Source organism: Chryseobacterium sp. MDT2-18, from assembly GCF_030815285.1.
GTDB classification, from domain to species: domain Bacteria; phylum Bacteroidota; class Bacteroidia; order Flavobacteriales; family Weeksellaceae; genus Kaistella; species Kaistella salivictor.
In genome coordinates this window covers 46,618-66,645 of sequence record NZ_JAUSWQ010000007.1, presented here as the reverse complement: position 1 = coordinate 66,645, position 20,028 = coordinate 46,618, and the positions used below count along the sequence as shown (strand labels likewise).

The 20,028-nt window shown below is 39.2% G+C and carries 17 protein-coding genes; 8 read left to right on the top strand and 9 right to left on the bottom strand.

Going from position 1 to position 20,028, the window contains the following annotated elements:
- Window positions 1–150 precede the first annotated feature (150 nt).
- Window positions 151–867 carry a DUF3667 domain-containing protein gene (locus tag QF004_RS08985; protein ID WP_307425241.1) on the bottom strand — a complete coding sequence of 239 codons (717 nt, stop codon included), beginning with the start codon at window positions 865–867 and terminating at the stop codon, window positions 151–153.
- Between the two features lie 444 nt (window positions 868–1,311).
- On the opposite strand from QF004_RS08985, the gene QF004_RS08980 reads away from it, so the two are divergent.
- Window positions 1,312–2,949, top strand: coding sequence for a hypothetical protein (locus QF004_RS08980; RefSeq protein ID WP_307425238.1), 1,638 nt, complete (start codon window positions 1,312–1,314; stop codon window positions 2,947–2,949).
- A gap of 235 nt (window positions 2,950–3,184) precedes the next feature.
- Window positions 3,185–3,382 carry a hypothetical protein gene (locus QF004_RS08975; RefSeq protein ID WP_133440725.1) on the top strand — a complete coding sequence of 66 codons (198 nt, stop codon included), beginning with the start codon at window positions 3,185–3,187 and terminating at the stop codon, window positions 3,380–3,382.
- Window positions 3,383–3,474: 92 nt separating this feature from the next.
- Here the strand turns inward: QF004_RS08975 and QF004_RS08970 are convergent, their stop codons facing one another.
- The 3 genes from QF004_RS08970 to QF004_RS08960 form a co-directional block, all read right to left on the bottom strand.
- On the bottom strand, window positions 3,475–4,482 hold the full coding sequence (locus QF004_RS08970) for a hypothetical protein (protein WP_307425234.1): 1,008 nt from the start codon (window positions 4,480–4,482) through the stop codon (window positions 3,475–3,477).
- A 1-nt stretch (window position 4,483) separates the two neighbouring features.
- Window positions 4,484–4,900: a hypothetical protein gene (locus QF004_RS08965; RefSeq protein ID WP_307425232.1), complete on the bottom strand. Its 417-nt coding sequence runs from the start codon at window positions 4,898–4,900 to the stop codon at window positions 4,484–4,486.
- Window positions 4,901–5,684: 784 nt separating this feature from the next.
- Window positions 5,685–7,193, bottom strand: coding sequence for a PLP-dependent aminotransferase family protein (locus QF004_RS08960; protein ID WP_307425229.1), 1,509 nt, complete (start codon window positions 7,191–7,193; stop codon window positions 5,685–5,687).
- Between the two features lie 85 nt (window positions 7,194–7,278).
- Here QF004_RS08960 and QF004_RS08955 point away from each other — a divergent pair, with 85 nt between their 5' ends.
- From QF004_RS08955 to QF004_RS08935, 5 genes are all read left to right on the top strand, one after another.
- A complete protein-coding gene (locus QF004_RS08955; protein WP_307425226.1) occupies window positions 7,279–9,162 on the top strand; it encodes a TonB-dependent siderophore receptor in 1,884 nt (627 codons plus the stop codon).
- Window positions 9,163–9,476: 314 nt separating this feature from the next.
- Window positions 9,477–10,154, top strand: a complete 678-nt coding sequence (locus QF004_RS08950; protein ID WP_307425223.1) for a hypothetical protein — start codon at window positions 9,477–9,479, stop codon at window positions 10,152–10,154.
- A 342-nt stretch (window positions 10,155–10,496) separates the two neighbouring features.
- On the top strand, window positions 10,497–11,513 hold the full coding sequence (locus tag QF004_RS08945) for a PliI family lysozyme inhibitor of I-type lysozyme (RefSeq protein WP_307425220.1): 1,017 nt from the start codon (window positions 10,497–10,499) through the stop codon (window positions 11,511–11,513).
- Between the two features lie 514 nt (window positions 11,514–12,027).
- Window positions 12,028–12,858 carry an AraC family transcriptional regulator gene (locus QF004_RS08940; protein WP_282905808.1) on the top strand — a complete coding sequence of 277 codons (831 nt, stop codon included), beginning with the start codon at window positions 12,028–12,030 and terminating at the stop codon, window positions 12,856–12,858.
- 93 nt (window positions 12,859–12,951) lie between these two features.
- The gene (locus QF004_RS08935; RefSeq protein WP_282905807.1) at window positions 12,952–13,512 is read left to right on the top strand and encodes a sugar O-acetyltransferase; all 561 of its coding nucleotides are present in this window, start codon (window positions 12,952–12,954) and stop codon (window positions 13,510–13,512) included.
- Between the two features lie 189 nt (window positions 13,513–13,701).
- On the opposite strand, the gene QF004_RS08930 is transcribed toward QF004_RS08935, so the two are convergent.
- Entirely contained in the window at window positions 13,702–14,403 is a 702-nt protein-coding gene (locus tag QF004_RS08930) for a response regulator transcription factor (protein WP_307425217.1), read from the bottom strand.
- 470 nt (window positions 14,404–14,873) lie between these two features.
- Here QF004_RS08930 and QF004_RS08925 point away from each other — a divergent pair, with 470 nt between their 5' ends.
- Window positions 14,874–15,716, top strand: a complete 843-nt coding sequence (locus QF004_RS08925) for a toxin-antitoxin system YwqK family antitoxin (protein WP_307425215.1) — start codon at window positions 14,874–14,876, stop codon at window positions 15,714–15,716.
- A 243-nt stretch (window positions 15,717–15,959) separates the two neighbouring features.
- Here the strand turns inward: QF004_RS08925 and QF004_RS08920 are convergent, their stop codons facing one another.
- From QF004_RS08920 to QF004_RS08905, 4 genes are all read right to left on the bottom strand, one after another.
- The gene (locus QF004_RS08920; RefSeq protein ID WP_307425210.1) at window positions 15,960–16,814 is read right to left on the bottom strand and encodes an AraC family transcriptional regulator; all 855 of its coding nucleotides are present in this window, start codon (window positions 16,812–16,814) and stop codon (window positions 15,960–15,962) included.
- Between the two features lie 70 nt (window positions 16,815–16,884).
- Window positions 16,885–17,553 carry an ankyrin repeat domain-containing protein gene (locus QF004_RS08915; protein WP_307425207.1) on the bottom strand — a complete coding sequence of 223 codons (669 nt, stop codon included), beginning with the start codon at window positions 17,551–17,553 and terminating at the stop codon, window positions 16,885–16,887.
- A 13-nt stretch (window positions 17,554–17,566) separates the two neighbouring features.
- On the bottom strand, window positions 17,567–18,898 hold the full coding sequence (locus QF004_RS08910; protein ID WP_307425204.1) for an amidohydrolase: 1,332 nt from the start codon (window positions 18,896–18,898) through the stop codon (window positions 17,567–17,569).
- Window positions 18,899–19,238: 340 nt separating this feature from the next.
- A complete protein-coding gene (locus QF004_RS08905) occupies window positions 19,239–19,868 on the bottom strand; it encodes a chloramphenicol acetyltransferase (RefSeq protein ID WP_307425201.1) in 630 nt (209 codons plus the stop codon).
- Between the last annotated feature and the right edge of the window lie 160 nt (window positions 19,869–20,028).

Below are 20,028 nucleotides of genomic sequence, written 5' to 3'. Positions count from 1 at the left end.
AACGCAATTGACGTGCGGGGAAAATTCAAATTTTTTCTCCGCACTTTTTTATTTCAATTGGTTTCGCCACTGCCGAATATTTCCTGTGGTCACCGTCATAGAAGATGTCCATGAATTTACCAATATATTAAAAGTAACTAATCGTACTTTTCAATGTTTTGTCAGCACGTCAGTGGTTATGCCTATTGCAAATATAAAAATGAAGAATGTGATTAATCCCAATACATAGCAGACCAGTGCTTTGAAATAGTTAACTGTTTTCATTTTTTCAAAGAAATGAGCCATTGCCCAAATTACATAAATCACCCCAATTATTCCTGCGATGTTTAATAATCTGATATCCGTAATTCCTTCGATAAAAGCAAAAAAAGCATAGATCAACATTGGAATCCCCAATACAAAACATAACATTACGAGCAATTCAAAAAAATTATAATTATTTTTTTTAAAAACTAATTTTAACCAGACCGCAATAAATATACCTGTCAAAATATTCATATAGCCATAATTTGCCTGTAACCACCGTACAATTTTGAAAACCGAAGATTTTTCCGATCCTTCGTATTTGATATATTCCTCTTCAATATGAAAAAAATGACTTATAAGCGTATAAATTAAAGATGTTATAATTATAAAAATAACAGGTTTTACAAGGCGGCTTCTGTTTCCTGAAATATAATTTCTGATATTTTGCCCTGGATTGATAAGCAGCCCTTTAACTGTGAATAAAATTCCACGCTCAAAATGTAAAACGTGTTGAATTTCGTGAATGATATAATGTCCGTCAATTCTTTTCGGTTTTGAAGCTTGCCCGCAGTTGGGGCAAAAGTGATGATTTACTTTGTTGTTGCAGTTTGTACAGTTCATTTTTATTCTAAGTAATAATTTTTCGATTTATATATTTGCGTTTGTTTCGATAAAATAACCAGTCACAAGGGGCTTTGGGCTTTTGAGATACTCGGTTTTAAGTTATTTTTTAACGGAAGGGGAGTTGATTTTTATAGTGGTTTTAAGGTGCGATGACTTGTAACACGGTAAGGAGGAATGCGATGATCACAGGAATAAGACTTCGTTTTCCCGGATGCATGTTCCAGACTTTAATCAGCGGATGGTGTTTTTTTGACATACGCTTGTTATTTGAATTAAAATTAACATCTATTAAGTAAAATTAATAAAATTTTGTTAATAAATACCCCAAATGGGGTATTTCGTGATTTTGATATTTTACAGAATTTTGTGCTATGTTATGAATAGGATGATAAAACATGTTTCTCCTCTTTTTCAGGCAGAACAATATTAAAACTATAAAATATGAAAACAGTAAAATTACTTCTGGCGGCTTTTCTTCTGCTGCAAACTATTAACCTCTCCGGGCAAAAGTATATGGTCGACATTCCGGTATCGCAGCAGGATCCACGGGTTCATGTGACATTAATGTATCAGGAGAAGAACAGTGCATTTGGAGCGATGACGCAGGATTACCGGATTTTGGTAAAAAACAACACCGCCGACAAACTTAAAGTTTATATAGAATATGGAGCTCAATTGGTATGCGGCTCTGAAAAAACTCACCAACTTGGCCCGTTAGGAGATGGAATTACCATCGAGCCCTCACAAACAGTTGGGAAGCCTTATGCGACCGATGGTATAGGATCGGCGGTTCGGCTTACGGAGAGCTCCTGTCCCAAAGATACGTGGAGATCAATGGGAAAAGATGCGTCCGGCAGTCTGCTGTACAGCATGATCTCTTCCGTATCTTACCGGATTGTTAATATAGAAAATATTTCTGAAAAAGACCGAGCTGCAGCGGTATCAAAAAGACAGAAACAGGAAGACGAATTAAAAAGGAAAAAACAGGACGATGAGTTAAAACAAAAAAAGGCATCGGAAGAAAAGGCAAAACAAGAGGCCGATAAAAATTCGCGGTTTTCCCAGAGTGCTAATGATAAGCGTCAAAATAGTCCCGCCGCTACTGGTTCTCCGTCTGCTAAATCATCTTCACATGAATTATCTGAAAAAGTAAAGGTGAACGGAGAATATGTGCAGGTATTTCGTCAGAACGGTATTCCTTATATAAAGAGGCCGGACGGAAGCATTCATCAAACCACGGAAACGGCTTACACTCAGATTTCTCATTCGGCCCGGAACAACGCATCACCTTCAGATCAGCAGGAAAACAGACAGGCCGCTGCCGAGCAGCTTAAAAGAAAGGAAACGGAAAATGTACTGGCAAAACTTGAGCGTGAAAGGATGCAGCAGGAAGCTGCCAATAAACAGGTAGAAGCGGCAGTGAGCGGTGTAACCGACCTGTTTACGCAGGCAATCATGCAAGATGCACAGGAAAAGGAAAGGAGATACGAGCGCGAGCAGTTGAGACGGCAACAAAATGACAGCGAAGCGTACAAAATTGTAAACCAGTATGAAAAGCGGGCAGAACGTGGAGATGAGCAGGCCATTGAGCAGATGATAAAAGCGCAGTATCTGATGTCTTCCGGCAATCCTGTGGAGTATATGAAAAGTAAAAGACAGACCTTCGGAAGTCAGACCGCGACGGATGGTCTTATCAATCACTATCAGCGTATCATCACCGCGACAGACAATGAACGGTCCGGAAATTTTTTAAGCAGTGTTCTTTATCTCGCAGGAGGAGCCGGAGCTTATTTTCTTTTAAACTCTCTTTCAGCGGATGAAAAAGAGTCTGAAGGAACAGAAATCGGAATGAAAGAAGTTTACCAGGCGGGCGCATACGGGTTTGGGGGGACGCTCGGTCTTGTGGGAGTGGTTTCCTTAGTACGTGGTCTTTCAGCGAGAGGGCCTTCCTATAGAGCGGCTGTAAAGGAATTGAACAGTATAAGAAATAACACGGATGTTGGCTTCGATTTTACTCCTACCATGTTCAAACACGATAACAGAAATACATTTGGACTTGCGTTAAAACTTAAATTCTAAAAAAGAGGCAGTCTATTTACTTTTAATTCTATGCTTACCGGTGATAAGGTTATGAAGACGTAACATTTTTAAAATTATTTTATTCCCCCTCCCCCTAAAAACCGAACCGGCAAAGGCGATGTAAAACCCAGGCACAGCAGTCCCGCCGGTATTCAAAACCGCAAAGGCTGATAAAGGCTGCATATCAGGAATGGTTCGCCGGCGCTCCGTTCCCAGCTTTAAAAACAACAACTGTATGCCGGAGCTCAGGGTGAGTGGGAATATTATGACGAAAACGGCATCATTGAAAGCATTCTGCGATACTGTTGCAGGCAGTGCTGAGGAGCACCCTGTCAGCTATTTATTGTCAAACTGTGTGGATGAAATATCAGAAGGTAAACCGGATTACATCGGTGTAAACGCTGCCGCCAGTCACCAAAGGAAGCATAAGTAATAATAGTGCAGCAGCATTCCTATTATCCTCATTTAATTTTTTTAAAAAAAATATTTCACCAAAAATAATAACTTCCGGGACTAACTAAGCTTTCAATAAATTTTCCAGTAATCCATCTGATTATGCTCCAGCGGTATGATTTCCTGGTTGCTGAGCGCTTTTTCAAACATAATAACTTCGGATATCGCGCCCTGGTAGCCAGTAATATTTCCAGGTGCACTATTTTCCATATAAATCCCTATACCAAAACCGAAGCCCGGACTGGAGGTTGCCTGTATAGATGAAGAATTATTCATCCGCGCGATGGTATTTGTTCTTACACTTTTTGTAGTGGCATCTCTTACAAAACTATATTGCTTCCATAAATTCAGATTGGCATTATTGTTTAAATTTCTGTTACCCTGACAGCAAAGTTCTGCCGCATCAAAATAGAGATTCCCATCGTTCCAGTTAAAATGGAAACTCCACCGCCAATTTGTGCTGCTGTTAATGTAACCAAAAGAACCCTGAACTGCATTAGCAGTTGGTTTGGTAACCAATAAAAACGAGCCGAGGCCACCCGGACAGATCTCACTGATGTTTCCCTGTACTACTAAAAATCTGCTGTTCGCTGAATTGGTACCGGAGAATAATAATGCCGGTAAAAACCCGGATCCCGCACTAAAATCGAGAAAAGGCTGATTGGCAACAGTATTTTGTATGGCATTAAACCCGGAAACGTTCTGATTGTACCAAATCTCAACAGACAAATTACTGGTTTTCCTGAAGGTGGATAATGGAACAGTCTGCCCGACAGAATATGGGGAAGTTCCTGGAGTAACTATTACGGCATTGCTTATATTACTTACCCCATCATTTTTATCAAAAAAAATATCCGCAGTAGAATTGTTGTTGATATTCCTGATCCTTATTGCGTAACCGGTATAGGATGATCTCAGTTTTCTTAAGCTGTAGGCAAACGTAGAACCGGTGGAAATTACATCTAAAACAGGTTGATTTACTTGATTTACCTGATGTACTTTATATCTGCTAACGGGTAAAACACCTTGTGAAAGGCCTTTTACAAATACTAAAAGCAATACGAATATAAGTTTTCTCATATTATCTTAAATCACCAGAGAGTATAACCTCTGAATTACCTGCAACTTCCAATCCCGCCTTTGAATACTGTAAGGCTGTTCTTGTAAAGCCATATGCATTTTTGATGGTAACATTATTGTCTGCTGATTTGAATACCACATTTCCCTTCCCTAACTGGGTGACGGAAAACTGAAGTCCTGGGGATAAATTGACCGGAATGGTACAGATCACATCATTTGCAGAATTAAACTCTAATATCTTCCCGCTATCGGCAGAAGTAACAGTATAGTCACTAACGATCGTTTTAATAGTGGGCGATCCCGAAATGATTTCAGTCCATAGGGAATTTTTATATAACCAAAAGCTATTAGAACCAATATCGTAAACCAGCAGACCATTTGCGGGACGCGCAATATTTTCCCGTTCACTGGACGTCACTCTTGGGATCAGTAGCCCCTTGGTGGTACTTCTAATGTCTAAAACTGCACTTTGGTCAGGTTGGTCAGTGTTAATCCCTACACTGCCAGTCTGCGAAAAAACGGACAGTGAAGAAAAAATTACAGTCAAAATAAAAAATTTTCGCATATAGGAAATTTTAATAATAGGTATCTTTTTGTGTATAAAACTTTAAAAAAAACAAAGAAGCCGGGTTTTCTGATGCTAATCTGTAAATTTACGGCAATATATGTTATTATTCCGAATAATTATGTTCATTTGAAAAAAGGTTAGCTCGTAGGATGCTGTGTGATTGAGTATTTGAGTGGTTGAGTGGTTGAGTGATTGAGTGATTGAGTGATTGAGTGATTGAGTGTTTGAGTGAATGGGTGAATTATGAATGGCTGAATTGAGGAAATCAGATGATGCGGGGTGTTGGATGCTGTGTGATTGAGTATTTGAGTATTTGAGTGAATGGGTGAATTGAGAAAATCAGATGATGCGGGGTTTTGTGTGATGGTTGATTGAGTTTTTGAGTGATTGGGTGAATTGTGAATGGTATTCCTGAGGAAACTACGAAAGCTGAGGTTACGGCCAGTACCGTAGTTGAATCATCTTTCTTTTTTCTAGCGAAACAGTCTTCAGCTCCAATCAGGAAGTCCGAAGATTTTTGTCTTCCATTACAATCCGTAACCGTGCTCCGACTAACTTTGACAAAGTTGGTGAAGTCATGAACTATTGCGTTAAAAAACATGGTGCGTAAAAACCGATAATTCAGATGGCGCTATTATCCTTTTATTGATGGTCTTTTAATCTTTTCTCCTTTAATTACCTCAAAATACGCCTCACCGAGCAACTCTACTGCATCTTTCATTTCCTGCAGGTTAAGAGGGGCAAAACCCAGCCTTAAAGCGGTGACTGTTCGGTTTTGGTAAAGGCAGGTCATTGGAATAAAGAGCCCTTTTTCTTTGGCTCTTTTTTGAAGATCCGTCAGCGAAAAGGAGTTTTTAAACCGGATCCAAAATGCCAAACCTGAAACCGGAATTGTAAAGGTAATCTCGTTTTTAAAGTGGGTGCTAAGCAATCCCGCAAAGGCCTCTTTCCGCTCGGCAATTACTTTGGTGGATTTTCTTTGATACCGGTGAATGTCTCCCTGATGAATGAGTTCGCCCAACGCTTTTTCCATCATCGAATCCGGTTTGCCAAAGATATTGAGGTATTTTGCGCCTTCCTCCAGAAGGTCTTTTGGAGCAATAAGAAAATTCATTTGAAAACCGGGATGTAGAAACCGTCCGAAGGTACCGATGTAGAGGACGCGTTTTCCCCCATTTTTCCTCAAGAGCGTATCCTTTTTATTTTTCACCCCGGAAAATTCAAAATCAGTATCATCTTCGAGCACAATGAAATCGTATTCTTCGGCCAGGAGTAATAACTGTGCTTTTCGTTTTTCAGAAAGGGTAACCGTTGTCGGATATTGGCATTTGGTGTTGATATAAACCAGCCGTATTTCCCCGGGTTTAAAATGGTTTCTGATATAATCGATATCCATTCCATCTTCATCCACTGGAATGGTTTTCAATTGGGCTCCCGCCTGGCTGTAAATCATATTGGGTAAAAAATAACTGAGCGCTTCGACCAAAATGACATCGCCTTTGTTGATCAGTAAGCGCGACAGGATGGAGTGTACTTTTTCGAGGCCTGAAACAGGCAGTAAAAAATCCCGTGAGAGATGAAATCCTCTAGTTATATTCAGATAATAGCTCAGTTGATCTCTGAAAAATAAACTTCCATCACTGCTATTTTGGGCGGTTGCCGACTGTTTTTTTCTCCGGATTACGGAGGTGTAAAAGCGTACCAGTTCTTCAGATTTAATAATTCGATAATCGGGGATGCCATCCGTAAAAGACAGTTTTTCCTGATTTCTTTCTAAAGGCGTATCTAAAATAAATTCTTTCCTGAAATGAAAAGGGGCTTTTAGAGGAGGATGCTGAAAAGCTTTGGTATTTTTGACCTGTGTTGTAGAAAGTTCCGGATTTCTGACAAACGTCCCGATGTTGGGAAGCGTTTCTACCCATCCCTGATCCTGAAGTTCTGCCAACGCAGCGACTGCTGTTTTCCGGTGAATCTGAAGGTTTTCAGCGATGATCCTGCTGCCGGGAAGCTTGTCGTTAGCTTCTAAAAGGTTGTTTTTGACCGCATTAATGAATTGATAGACAATCTGCAGATACACCGCGTCTTTTTTACGGCGGTCTATTTTGACAAAGGATTGAAAAGGGAGGTTTACCGGACTACTCATTATTTAAATTTCGGACTACCAAAATTACTGTTTTTATCCAAACCTTTGCAGCCCAATTAAAAATAATACGGTTTAGAAAATAGTTATGAAAAAAGTAATATTCAGTTTAGGATTGTTCTCTACAATATCTGCCTTCGCTCAGCAAAATAATGGAAGTACGGACTCAACAATGAAGAGTAATGATCTGGAGGAATTAATGATTCAGGGAAACCGACTGCAAACTCCATTTAGTGAAGCAACCCGCGATATTCAGGTCATTACGCAAAAGCAAATTCAGTCCCTCCCGGCAAAGTCGCTGAATGAGGTTTTGTCTTATATCAGTGGCGTAGATATCCGCCAGCGGGGTCCCTTTGGAACGCAAGCCGATATTTCTATTGATGGCGGAACTTCTGAACAGACTTTAGTTCTGATCAACGGCGTGAAAATGATTGATGCCCAATCTGCCCATAATATGATGAATCTTCCGGTTCCTTTAAGTGCGATCGACCATATTGAAATCATCCGTGGTGCCGCAGCCAGGATTTATGGAATCAATGCTTTGACCGGCGCCGTCAATATTGTGACCAAAAGAGGAAAGCGATCGTCTGTGACTGCAGATCTTCAGGCCGGAAGTTCTTTTCAATCGAAGGACGAAGGCGATGGTTCCGGAATGTATGGCGGTACCTCTGCGGAGATTACCGGCATGTTTGGAAGAGATCAGCAAAGTCAACTTTTTTCGGTGGCGCAAAGCGATTACAACGGGCAACGCTACAATTCGGCCGCCAAAAATACCCGTTTGTTTTATAACGGCAATTATGCCTTTAATGAGCATAACAGCATTCAGGCGATGGCGGGTTATGCCCGAAACCACTTTGGTGCCAACGGTTTTTATGCTGCTCCCGGTGATATCAATTCAGAAGAACATACAGAGTCTTCTGTTTTCAGTCTTTCCTCCAAACACACCTTTGGCAATTTTACGGTTTCGCCAAGAATCAGTGACCGCTATGGCGAAGATGATTACCGGTATTATAAAGATAATTTAAACAAAGCACGTTCTCTTCATTACACCAACGCACTGATGCTGGAATTAAACAGCAGTCTGAAAACACAGGTCGGAACTTTCGGTTTCGGTGTAGAGTCCCGACTGGAAAAAATCAACAGTTCAAATATTGGTGAGCACCACCGCGATAATCACGGAATGTATGCAGAGCTGAAAACCGAGTTGGGACCAAAAATAAGAGCAACGGCCGGACTTTACGGAAACTACAATACCGATTTTGGCTATCAGCTCTATCCGGGAATTGATGTCGCCTATGTTTTGAATGGGTATTGGAAAATATCCACGAGTATTGGATCCGGACAGCGGATTCCTTCTTTTACAGATCTCTATTTAAACCAACGCCCCGGAAATGTAGGAAATGCATTGCTACAACCTGAGAGTGCCTGGAATTACGAAGGCAATGTACAGTACAATAAAGGAAACCTTCAGTTTAAAACCGGCTATTTTTACCGCAATATTACCGATTTTATCGACTGGGTGCGCGACAATCCTTCACAGCCTTACTCGCCCTACAATTTAGGACAAAACAAAATGCAGGGTATGTATGCAAGGTTACAGCAGGATTTTAAGGTAACAGATACGCAGTCTTTCGGGTACGATGTCAATTATAATTATCTGAATCCCTCCTTCGCAACTTCTACGGAAAAGCAGTCGAAGTATATTTTAGAATCTTTGAAACATCAGTTGGTTGCGGGAATTCATTATAGCATTAACGATTTTTCCTTTCAAATTAAAGACCGGTGGTTAAAGCGTGAAATGGGTGATGCTTATACCATTGCCGATGTCCGTCTCAATTATAAAGTGCAGGATTTTCTTTTGTATACCGAGGTAACCAATCTTTTTAATGCCGATTATCAGGAAGCAGGTGCGGTACCGATGCCTACGAGATGGTTTTCTTTGGGGCTAAAATATCAATGGACTCAGCACTAAATTTTTAAGCACAGAAGATAGTGCTCTCACAGAATCAGATGAGGCGGGATGTTGGGTGCTGGTGATTGAGTGATTGAGTGATTGAGTGATTGAGTGATTGGGTTTTTGAGTGATTCAGTGTTTAGGTGCTGGCCATGAATCACGGACTGCATATCCGCGATATTGGTGAGTTTGCCTTTATCCATCGAAATGGGGTGAAGCAACTTGCGGTCTTTAGACAATGGAGCATACTATAACCATACTGTATCTATACTATATTCATTCTATATCTATTGGATTCGTTATCTTTGGGAATATTAATAACTCTTACCAAGATGGCAGAACTTAAAGGAGTCCTTAAAATTACCGGAAAGCTGGGCGGGCTTTCGTTTTATGAAATGAACGGCAAGATCATCGCGCGTACTCCGGGCGGTTTTGACGGCAAAAAGATCCGGAAGGAAGAAAAATACGTGAACGTAAGAAATAATGCTTCTGAATTTGGACGCTGTTCAAAATTTGGCGGAAAACTGCGGCGTGCTCTTCAGCCTTTTGTAAAGGATCTGAATGATCCCCAACTTCATGGTAGAATGGCCAAGATGCTGCACGATCTGGTGAAGATGGATACCGTTTCCGCAAAGGGTGAGCGGACGGTGCAACTGGGTCTGCAACATGCTGAAAGCAAAAAAATTCTGAGCGGTTTTATGTGGAATCTTACTGATGGAAAAAGATGCAGGTATGATTATGACCAGCGGACGCTTTTTTTTGACTGTATTCCTAAGGGAAGTACGAAAGCTGAGGTTACGCTGCGGTCTATTAATCCTGATGAGGGACATGATTCCTTGAAATATGTGGATGTGGTTTTTGAGGTTTCGCTTCCGTGTGCTTCGTTTTTTATTCCTGAGGATGAGGTATTTGAAGCTGTTCACGAAGGAGTGCTGAAATTTGCGCTGATCCGGTTTTTTGATGGGAGCGGCATACTGTTGCCCGGGAAAACGACGGTGGAGTTGGGGTAGGATTGAGTGATTGAGTGGTGGGTGAATTGGGTGAATGGGTGAATGATGCTGGATGCTGGGTGTTGGCAATTGAGTGATTGAGTGATTGAGTGATTGAGTGGTTTTGTGATGGGTGAATTGTGAATGGATGAATGATGCTGGATGTTAGGCAAATTGAGTGATCGAGTGGTAGGTGAATTGGGTGAATGATGCTGGATATTTATATGGCCAAGTTTAGGGTAAGGATTCTGTGCAGTAAAAGTCACGGATTAGAAATCCGCGCAATGGGAGTGCACTTAATAGGTGTATCTTTGCGCGATAGTCGCAGATCAGTAACAAACCCCTAATTTAATAGCCACGAAAATGAACATTTTTAAAAAAAGCACTTTAATTGCTGTAATAGTAAGTACAGTTTTAAGTTGCAAAAACAACTCAGAAAAAACCGAAACAGATATTAAGACCGCAGAACAAAGTATTTATACAGATGACTCCGGTAAATCTGTATCAGGCTTGGTGGGAGATTATGTTTCTTCAAGTTATAACAGACGGAATGAAGGTTACGACTGGGTGGCTGTATCTGTAACTCAATTGGCAAACAACAGTATTCATATTTCAGTACGCTCCCGCGCTGATAAGAAGAAACCAACCTGTACTTTTGATGCCGATGCTTCAGAAATAGATGAAAATGTCTATAGAGCAACTGTTAACGGCAAGAATATTCTGTTCACCTTTAAAAACAACACCGTTACCATTGCTTCTGAAAAACCAGAAGATGGTGGATTGCTAAATTATTACTGTTCAGGCGGAGGTAGTTTAGGTGGTGTTTATACAAAAATTGGTGATCCAATAGATAAAAAACAAACCGACCCAAGAATTTTTACGAAAACATTGTCTCTTCAAAATATAGGATTTGATGTAAGTACTGCAGGTAAAGGTTCTATACAGGAACTAACCATCCAGCCTTCCGGTTTAAAAGTAGACAATAATAAAATCACAATAGACATTGATGGCTCCGTTACCAATGCCGAAATTGAAGACCTGAACTCAGACGGATTTCCTGAAATTTTAATTTACACGATGTCGGCCGGGAGTGGCAGTTATGGTAACGTGATTGGCTACTCTGTAAATAACGGAAAATCGATGAGCCAAATCTATTTTCCACCTATTGCAGACAATATCAAAGCCAACAAAGGTTACATGGGACACGATGAGTTTGCAGTTGTAGAAACAACATTAGTTCAGCGTTTCAAAACCTTTACTACAGGAGATACCAATAGCAGTCCGACCGGAAATATACGTCAAATACAATACAAATTAAAAGATGGAGAAGCAACACGAAAATTTGTAATTGATAAAATAACTGAATATCCCGGTAAATAAATAATTGTGAATGATGCTGGATGCAGGATGCTGGGTGTTGGCAATTGAGTGATTGAGTGATTGAGTGATTGAGTGATTGAGTGGTGGATGAATTGGGTGAATTGTGAATGGGTGAATGATGCTGGATGCTGGGTGTTGGCAATTGAGTGATTGAGTGGTGGGTGAACTGGGTGAATTGTGAATGGGTCAATTGGTGAATTTACTTTGCCAAGTTTCGGAAAAAAAAGCCTATTTATAAATGAAATCTTTGTGTGTTCACGACGGGATTAAAGTATTCATAGTGATAAAAAACGGATATTCATTTAATTTTTAACAGATCAAGCGAAAGGATTGGTTTTGGCGAATCTTCGATTTATCCCGCTTGCAGAAATACCCAACCGTTATAGGAAAACCGATACTGCGAATAAAGATACGATCCTGCGTCTGAACCTTACAGGAATAAGCAATGAACTTTACCGCAAAGTGATCCAAGAATAAATATTCTAAATTTGTTCATTCATAAAGTAACAGCGAAATGATGGAAGTACAAGTAGAGGACCAATTAAAAACCTTAAACTATTCAGGAGTATTCCTTTCGTGCTTTTCAGATTATAGCGAAAAGTGCATTCACTCAACACCTGAACACGTTTTGCTGTATTTGTATTCGGGCGAACAAGTGATTGAAGACCGAAATAAAATTATCAAATTACAGGCAGGTGACTGTGCTTTTATCAGAAGAGACCACCGTTTGAAAATGTACAAAAACAGCAAAGGTGAAGATTTATATAAAGGTATTTCGATGACATTCAAACGCAATGTGCTTCGGGATTTTTACAGCAAAATGAATAAATCTGAAATTCCGAATAAGGTGAAAGTTTCTGATAAAACCGTTTTCAAACTCGAACGAAATCCTGCTATAGAAAGTTTGTTTCAATCTCTCACCCCCTATTTTGACAGTAATATACAACCAACAGAAGGGTTCGTCCATTTGAAATTACTGGAAGGAATTTACGCTTTACTGAACAGCAATGAACAACTTTATCCTATACTTTTTGATTTTGCTGAACCCTGGAAAATTGACCTTCTAGGATTCCTGAACAATAATTATATGGAAGAACTTTCAATGGAACAAATTGCTTCATTCACGGGAAGAAGTTTGGCAACTTTCAAAAGAGATTTCAAGAAAATAAGCAACCTCACTCCGCAAAAATGGCTGATAAGAAAACGCCTGGAAATGGCTTATATCCAACTAAAAGAAGATGGTAAAAAAGTAAAGGATGTTTATCTGGAAGTTGGTTTTAAAAACCCTTCTCATTTCTCAACCGCATTTAAAAAACAATATGGCTTTCCACCAACAGCAATCTGAAAACTGAGCTTTACAGAAAAGCGATTTGAGCCTCACAACAAAGCAGTTGCAAGGCTTTGTTTTTAACTTTGCATTGTAATAATTAATAAGACAATGCAGGAAACAAATATATTCGAGCGATTAAGAAACGGGGAAACCATTCCGGCAAACGACAACCAGGCTTATAAAATGCGTGAAGCTTCTTTTGAAACGAAAAAATTATCGGTTCAGATGAATAATTCGTCCAACCCTGATGAAATCAGAAATTTATTAAGCCAAATTACAGCCACCGAAATTGACGAAAGTGTAACCGTATTTACTCCTTTGCACATTAATTACGGAAAGCATACTAAAATCGGTAAAAATGTATTTATCAATTTCGATTGTGTGTTTCTGGATTTAGGTGGAATTACCATTGAAGACAATGTGTTGATCGCTCCAAAAGTGAGTTTATTATCTGAAGGTCATCCCATTTCTCCCGAACAAAGACCATCGTTAAATGTTGGGCACATTCACCTCAAAAAAAATGCCTGGATTGGCGCCAATGCCACCATTTTACAGGGGGTAACTATTGGCGAAAATTCAATCGTAGCAGCAGGATCAGTTGTTTTCAAAGATGTTCCTGATAATACCATGGTGGGTGGAATTCCTTCAAGAATAATTAAAAAAATTTAATTAAAAAAAATAGGGTGGGAGATGATAGAAATCAATCCGGGAGAAAATCTATACAGTAATCGGCATTAGCGGGTTCAGGTATGTCCAGTTCAACTTAGAGGGATTTATATACTTTTAGCGCACGACAGCATGTCTTTCTTTGGCACTTCGGCTGCGCTCAGTGATGAAGTTCGGCTCCGTTTACACTGACTAAACCAATTCAAAAGCCATCGCGAATTTAAGCAGCTCGGCAAAAGAAGTAGACTCGGTTTTCCGGATGATATTTTTTCGGTGGGTGCGTACCGTATGCACGGAAATAAACAATGCTTCAGCGATTTCTTTTGATGACTTCCCTTTTGCAATTTTATCAATAATGTTTTTTTCCTGTTTGGTGAGCAACGCAAATTGTTTGTAATGGTTTTTGATATAATGATCTTCATCCAATACCTTGCTGACACGACCAATGACACGGTCTATTCCCTCCACAGGACTCGAAAGAATAATCATCTGGTTCCGTGTAGCTTCTGCAGTTGGCTTCTCCAGGAGTTTACAGATTGAATAAAACCAGGTGTAATCTGTCTGGTTATGAAGTTTTACCCGTTGAAAAAAATTGTATTGCTTTGAGAAATCAGCTTCATCCAAGTAGTTTTGAATTCCTTTAAAAATTGCCAGCGATTCTTCTTTTATAAAATATCTTTCATAATAGGCTTCACCCAATGTATTCACTTCTTCAGCAGAGGTTCCCAAACGCTCGCATCCCCAATTATTCATGTAATTCACCCCCAAAGGCTGCATTTCATTCAAATCATGCAGCATCACCGCAGCGGGTAGAATACTGCCCAAATCATCAATGCCATGTGCGTTCTGTTTTAAATTCTTTTGAACCCCATGAAGTTTCCTGTTAAGTTCCATTTCTTGAAATGAAAAAATTGTGTTTTTGCCTGTCATTTTGATAAAGTATTAAGTAACAAGATGATAAAATTAATAAAATTTTATTAAAAATACCCCCTATTAGGTATTTTATACCCATTGTAATTGTAGGAACTTTGAAGAATTCATTCCTGTACGATCAGGAACGGATACGATTGAAAAAATAACAGCAGGTCTTTTGGGGTTGACCTGTTTGTTGACCGTAACAAAAGGAACCGCTCAAAAAAACCGATGCACCTTATCCCGTAACTCAACAAGAAACCCTTCTGGAAGTCAATATCTATTATCAAACAGAAAAGTATTGCGACAGCGAAAAGAAGAACGACACGTGTTTAGCTAACCTTATAGAAATCTAGAACCGTGGCAGGAATAGCATTGTAAAGGACAAGAAAAAGCGAAATATTGGGAAGAGATCCGAAGAAAAAAATAACAACAATCATATTACAGAAATTATGAAACCATTTATTACCATTTTCGTCCTTATTTTAGGATTTGGGTTAGGTCATGCACAAATAAAAGAGAAAAAGGAGTATTATTCCAACGGAACCCTTAAACATCACAGTTATTATAAGACAGATTCAGATGGCTGGCCAGTAAGAGAAGGAAAATGGAAAGACTATTATGATAATGGCAATCTGCAATATTTTACGTTTTACGTTAAGGGCAAACGGGAAGGAAAAGAGGAAAAATATTATGAAACGGGAGAACTGGAGTCTGTGGAAAGTTATAAAAACGGAATGTCTCAAAATGATGAAAAAACATATTACAAAAATGGAAAAGAAGTAACAGCTGTTAAAAATTCGTTAGGACAAAAGATAAAAACGAAGAATGTTAATGCTCATTTTGTACAGGTTGACTTTCCTGCAGAACGTCAATCCATTCAATTATTTACCAATCCTCTAAAAGTAGAAGGTTATTATTTTTCAGGTTTAAAGTTTAAAGTTCCTGAAGATGGTTATCTTTATTGGAATTTTCAGCTCCAAAAAAACAATGAAGTCGATAACTTTTACATCGTCAGCGCCGATGCAGAGGATCATGACCTTGACAAAAGATACTTTACCCGAATGGCGTTCAAAATTTCTAAGGATAAAGATCAATTCAGCGATTGGATTATCCAAAAATCATCAGAAAAACTCAAAGCAAATACAGAATATGTTATCTATTTTAAATCCAAAGAGGTAAAACCACGACCTGAAAAGCTAACATTTGAACTGAAATTATCGGCAACAAACGATGAGAAACTTGGTGCGTTTTTTAAAAACTCTTTTGAAGGTGGGCTTTTGAGAGACTATTAGGTGAATGATGTTGGCAATTGAGTGGTTGACTGGTTGAGTGGTTGAGTGGTTGAGTGAATTGGGTGAATTGTGAATGGGTGAATGATGCTGGATGCTGGATGTTGGCGATTGAGTGATTGAGTGGTTGGGCGATTGAGTGGTTGGTGAATTGGGTGAATTGTGAATGGGTGAATGATGCTGGATGCTGGGTGTTGGCAATTGAGTAATTGAGTGGTTGTGTGGCGGGTGAATTGGATTTTTCATTCAGAAAATCTTCTCTTTGAATTGAGTCGGTGTAAATCCTGTATTTGATTTAAAAAATTTCGAAAAACTCGCATGGTCATAGAAACCAAGATCATAAACAATATCTTTTACCGACATTTCAGACACTTTGAGCAGACGTTTAGCTTCGAGTAAAATTCTATTCTGAATTAAAGAAGAAGCGGAAGTGTTGAGAAATTTTTTCGACATAATGTTTAAATAGTTCGCCGAAATATGAAGCTTCTCAGCATAAAAAGAAACAGACCGCTCTTCTTTGAAATTCAAATCAATTAAATTTAAAAATTTTGAAATAACAGGATTAGCGTGAATTGCCTCATCATTTTTGAAACGCTCTTCAACAGATCTGCTTAGCATCAGACCAATTGTTTCACATCTTTTCTGTACCATTTCCCAAAAGATATTTTGTGCTTCCACTTCTTTTTTAATGCATTGAAACTCATACAAAACAGACTGGAAGGCATCCTCAGAAAGAGTAATAACCGGATGATTCTGATAAAACAAAGCTGAAAACCGGAGCGACGAAAGAAGATTTTCCAACCAGGATCTGCTGATCATCAATTGATAGCCTACCGTTTCTTTTTTAATATTCCAGTGGTGCACCTGATCAGGAAAGACCAAATGAACCTGATGATCCTGAATGGGATACGAAATAAAATCGATGACATGAGTGCCCCTTCCTTTTTCAAAAATATTGAGTATAAAAAAATCATGCTTATGGGGCAGATCGATTGAACGCTCACCATGGAGCTCATTGAATAAAAGCGGTCCTTCAGAATTTTCAGTTTTACTGAAGTCCTGAAGACCCAAGACGGGAAAGTGATCTGACTTTTGGTTCATCCTGAATGATTTTTCGCCTAAAATTAGTAAAATTTAAAACAGAAAAGCATTCAAAATGCAACGCTGTATTTTAAGATTCCAATATTTTCACCATTTCTCTGAAGCCTAATGATTTTGAATGCTGTAAAGCCGTTACGCCGTCCTGATCAGGAATATTCAAATCCGCACCTGCATTTTTTAAGATATGGATGATCTGCTGATATTTTTCGCTGCCATCACCCAGGACCACCGCTTCCATGAGTGCTGTCCATCCCAATCTATTCACATGATCGACAGGGAAACCTTTGGTATGGGCGAGAACTTTTACGGTTTCCACATGGCCTCTTTCGCAGGCAGGAATCAAAGCTGTTCCGTTGTAACGGTTAAAAACATCGAACCGGGCGCCGTTTTTCAAAAATAACTGTACCAATTCGGTTTGTCCGCTTGCTCCGGCGTATAAAAAAGCACTGTCCTTCTGGATATCCTGAAGATTTACATCTGCTTTATACGCGACCAGAACTTTGGCCATTTCTGTTTGTTTTCCTACTACTGCAATCAGTAAGAGTGATCTGCCTTTTTGATCGGTCATATTAACGTCAGCGCCTTTGTCTAAAGCATTTTTTACGTGAAAGATGTCATTTTGCATCACCAGATTCACTAAATTTTCCTGTTGCATTCTGTTTTCTTTTAAATGGTGAACGGTATTTTTTTTGCAGGCGCCCACACTGCAAAAAGCGAATAGAAAAAATAAAATTTTCATTGATCTTTAGGTGTTAAAATACCATATTTCCCTTATGAATCAATGATTTCACTTCTGATATCCTCGAAACTGCTTCGGCCGAACAACTCGCATCCAGAAAAACCAAATCCGCATCATCTCCTGCTTTTGGCCATTGCTGATTTCCTTTATCATCCAGAGGAAGCACATTCGCCGTAGCGAGTTTTAAACTTCTGGATAATAAAAACTCAGTCGACTGACCATACAATTGTGCATAGAGATTGGCTTTTTCCAAAACACTTCCGGTTCCGTAGGTATTCCAGTGATCTACGATGCTGTCGTTTCCTGTATAAACCGTTACTCCATGCTTTTGCAAGGTCGGAAGTGGCATGATGAGTTTTCCAAAAGGAATCGTGGACACAATTCCTACCTGGGCATTTCCTAATTTTTCGGCAATCTCTTCCTGTTTGTTTTGATCCAGTTTCCCTAAAACAAAGCAGTGACTCAGAAACGTTTTTCCTTTCAAAGCCGTATTTTCATTGACTTTATCAATCAGGTATTCCACGGTTTTCAAACCTGATTCTCCGCTTTCGTGAAGGTGGATATCTATTCCTTTTTGATGGTCTAAGGCAAGCTGTACCGTAAAATCAATGGTCTTCTCAATGGCTCCATCGATGCTGTAAGGATCTACACCACCAATAAAATCGATATCCATTGTTGCGGCTTCTTTTAAATAAGGGACAGCATTTTTATAAAAGACGCCATGTTGCGGAAAAGCGACCAACTCGGCACCAAAAGTTTTCTTCTTGTTTTCTAAAGCTTTCTGCAGATTTTTTAACGAATCTAATTTGGAAGTGGGCTCGATATTCACATGACTTCTGGCAAAAGAAGTTCCTTTGGAATGCAGCAGTTCAATCATTTTTTCTGCTTTCTCAGTAGAGGTTTTCAGCAGTTCGGGCATCAGTTGTTCTTCCAGCTCAATCATTCCTTTTACACCGCCTTTTCTTTTTCTTACTGCCTGCCACTTTTCACCGTAGAACGTTTTATCCAAATGAATGTGCATATCTTTAAACGCCGGAAGCATCAGGAATCCTTTGGCGTCAACTGCTTTTGCACTGGTATTATTTGGAGCTATTTTTAAAATCTTACCGTTTTCCACTTCGATGAGAAATAAATCTGTTTTTGTTGCAATCACTTCCCCTTCTTCATATTGAAAACCGGTTTCGAGCCTTACATTTTTTAGGATGAGTTTTCCGTTGGTGGAGCTATTTTCATCATTTAAAAGAGAAGTTGCCCTCATGATATTGGGAGTTAAGGTGAGACCAGCCACTGCTAATGCTGAATTTCTAAGAAAATTTTTACGCGATATATTCTTTGAATAATTCATAATCTATTATTTACGACAAAAATAAACAGATGACCGATAGAACATCGGTAAGATTTATCCCATTATCTGTACAATTTATTAAAAACAGAAAAGGATAAGGAGAAAATGCATCCCTCAGGATGAATTGCGTGATGGGTGAATTGGTGAATGATGCTGGATGCTGGGTGTTGGCAATTAAGTGATTGAGTGATTGCGTGATTGAGTGGTTGAGTGGTTGTGTGTTGGGTGAATTGTGAATGATGCTGGATGTTTATATAGCGAAGTTTCGGATGATCATTCTGTGCCGTAAAAGTCACGGATTAGAGATGTGCGCCATCGCAGAGCGGGAGACCGGCAGTTTCTATTCATTATCAAGTTGCCTTTGAAACTCAGTCAGGTATTTTGCCAAATGAAAACCATCTGCTAATCCATGATGTGCTTCGATGGAGACCGGCAAATATTTCTTGCCCTCCCGAATACTAAACTTCCCAAAGGTAACTTTAGGAACTGATTCTGTTTTGTCAAAATCCGTAGGATGTAATAGTCCAGTAAAAGAAGTCCATGGAATGGTAGAATGCCGGATTAAGTCTTTTTTCACATCATCATTGTTTAACCGCAAACCACTGGAGTTCTGTACGGCTCTGATTTCTTCCTGCAGTTCATTATTGAAGGTTTCGAAATTATCTGAAAAGTTGACAAAGGCAAATCCAAAAGTTCCGTCTGCTCTCCCAATCGTGCAACCAGCATGGATCTTATCGAATAATACTACCTGATGATCAACAATTCTTAATTTCAATTCTTCAACTGAATTGATCGCAGCCATTGATTTATGAAGATAACAGGCAAAAAACGACTGTCCTTTTTCTTTAGCTTTTTCATGAGCGACAGTACAATCAACCTCAGTTGTAATTCCAAAATAGGGGCTTGCCATTTTTGAGAAGAATTCAAAATGTTCCTTTCTGTTCCATTTTTCGGTGTCGATTACTTTCATGTAGGTTGTTAATTTAATATCGTGTTTTAAGTGAAACAGTATTTTCAGACGAATTTATGGAGCTCACAAGATTAAAAAATAAGCCAAAATTCAGGTGGTCAATTTGCTCCGAATTTGGGAGGTCAATTTGACTTTTTTTACATTTAAATGCTAAAAAAAC

Coding starts and splice junctions, on each gene's coding strand:
- QF004_RS08945 (WP_307425220.1), top strand. CDS start 10,497: ATGAACATTTTTAAAAAAAGCACTTTAATTGCTGTAATAGTAAGTACA.
- QF004_RS08930 (WP_307425217.1), bottom strand. CDS start 14,403: ATGGAACTTAACAGGAAACTTCATGGGGTTCAAAAGAATTTAAAACAG.
- QF004_RS08970 (WP_307425234.1), bottom strand. CDS start 4,482: ATGAGAAAACTTATATTCGTATTGCTTTTAGTATTTGTAAAAGGCCTT.
- QF004_RS08935 (WP_282905807.1), top strand. CDS start 12,952: ATGCAGGAAACAAATATATTCGAGCGATTAAGAAACGGGGAAACCATT.
- QF004_RS08950 (WP_307425223.1), top strand. CDS start 9,477: ATGGCAGAACTTAAAGGAGTCCTTAAAATTACCGGAAAGCTGGGCGGG.
- QF004_RS08955 (WP_307425226.1), top strand. CDS start 7,279: ATGAAAAAAGTAATATTCAGTTTAGGATTGTTCTCTACAATATCTGCC.
- QF004_RS08920 (WP_307425210.1), bottom strand. CDS start 16,814: ATGAACCAAAAGTCAGATCACTTTCCCGTCTTGGGTCTTCAGGACTTC.
- QF004_RS08905 (WP_307425201.1), bottom strand. CDS start 19,868: ATGAAAGTAATCGACACCGAAAAATGGAACAGAAAGGAACATTTTGAA.
- QF004_RS08940 (WP_282905808.1), top strand. CDS start 12,028: ATGATGGAAGTACAAGTAGAGGACCAATTAAAAACCTTAAACTATTCA.
- QF004_RS08980 (WP_307425238.1), top strand. CDS start 1,312: ATGAAAACAGTAAAATTACTTCTGGCGGCTTTTCTTCTGCTGCAAACT.
- QF004_RS08915 (WP_307425207.1), bottom strand. CDS start 17,553: ATGAAAATTTTATTTTTTCTATTCGCTTTTTGCAGTGTGGGCGCCTGC.
- QF004_RS08910 (WP_307425204.1), bottom strand. CDS start 18,898: ATGAATTATTCAAAGAATATATCGCGTAAAAATTTTCTTAGAAATTCA.
- QF004_RS08960 (WP_307425229.1), bottom strand. CDS start 7,193: ATGAGTAGTCCGGTAAACCTCCCTTTTCAATCCTTTGTCAAAATAGAC.
- QF004_RS08925 (WP_307425215.1), top strand. CDS start 14,874: ATGAAACCATTTATTACCATTTTCGTCCTTATTTTAGGATTTGGGTTA.
- QF004_RS08975 (WP_133440725.1), top strand. CDS start 3,185: ATGCCGGAGCTCAGGGTGAGTGGGAATATTATGACGAAAACGGCATCA.
- QF004_RS08985 (WP_307425241.1), bottom strand. CDS start 867: ATGAACTGTACAAACTGCAACAACAAAGTAAATCATCACTTTTGCCCC.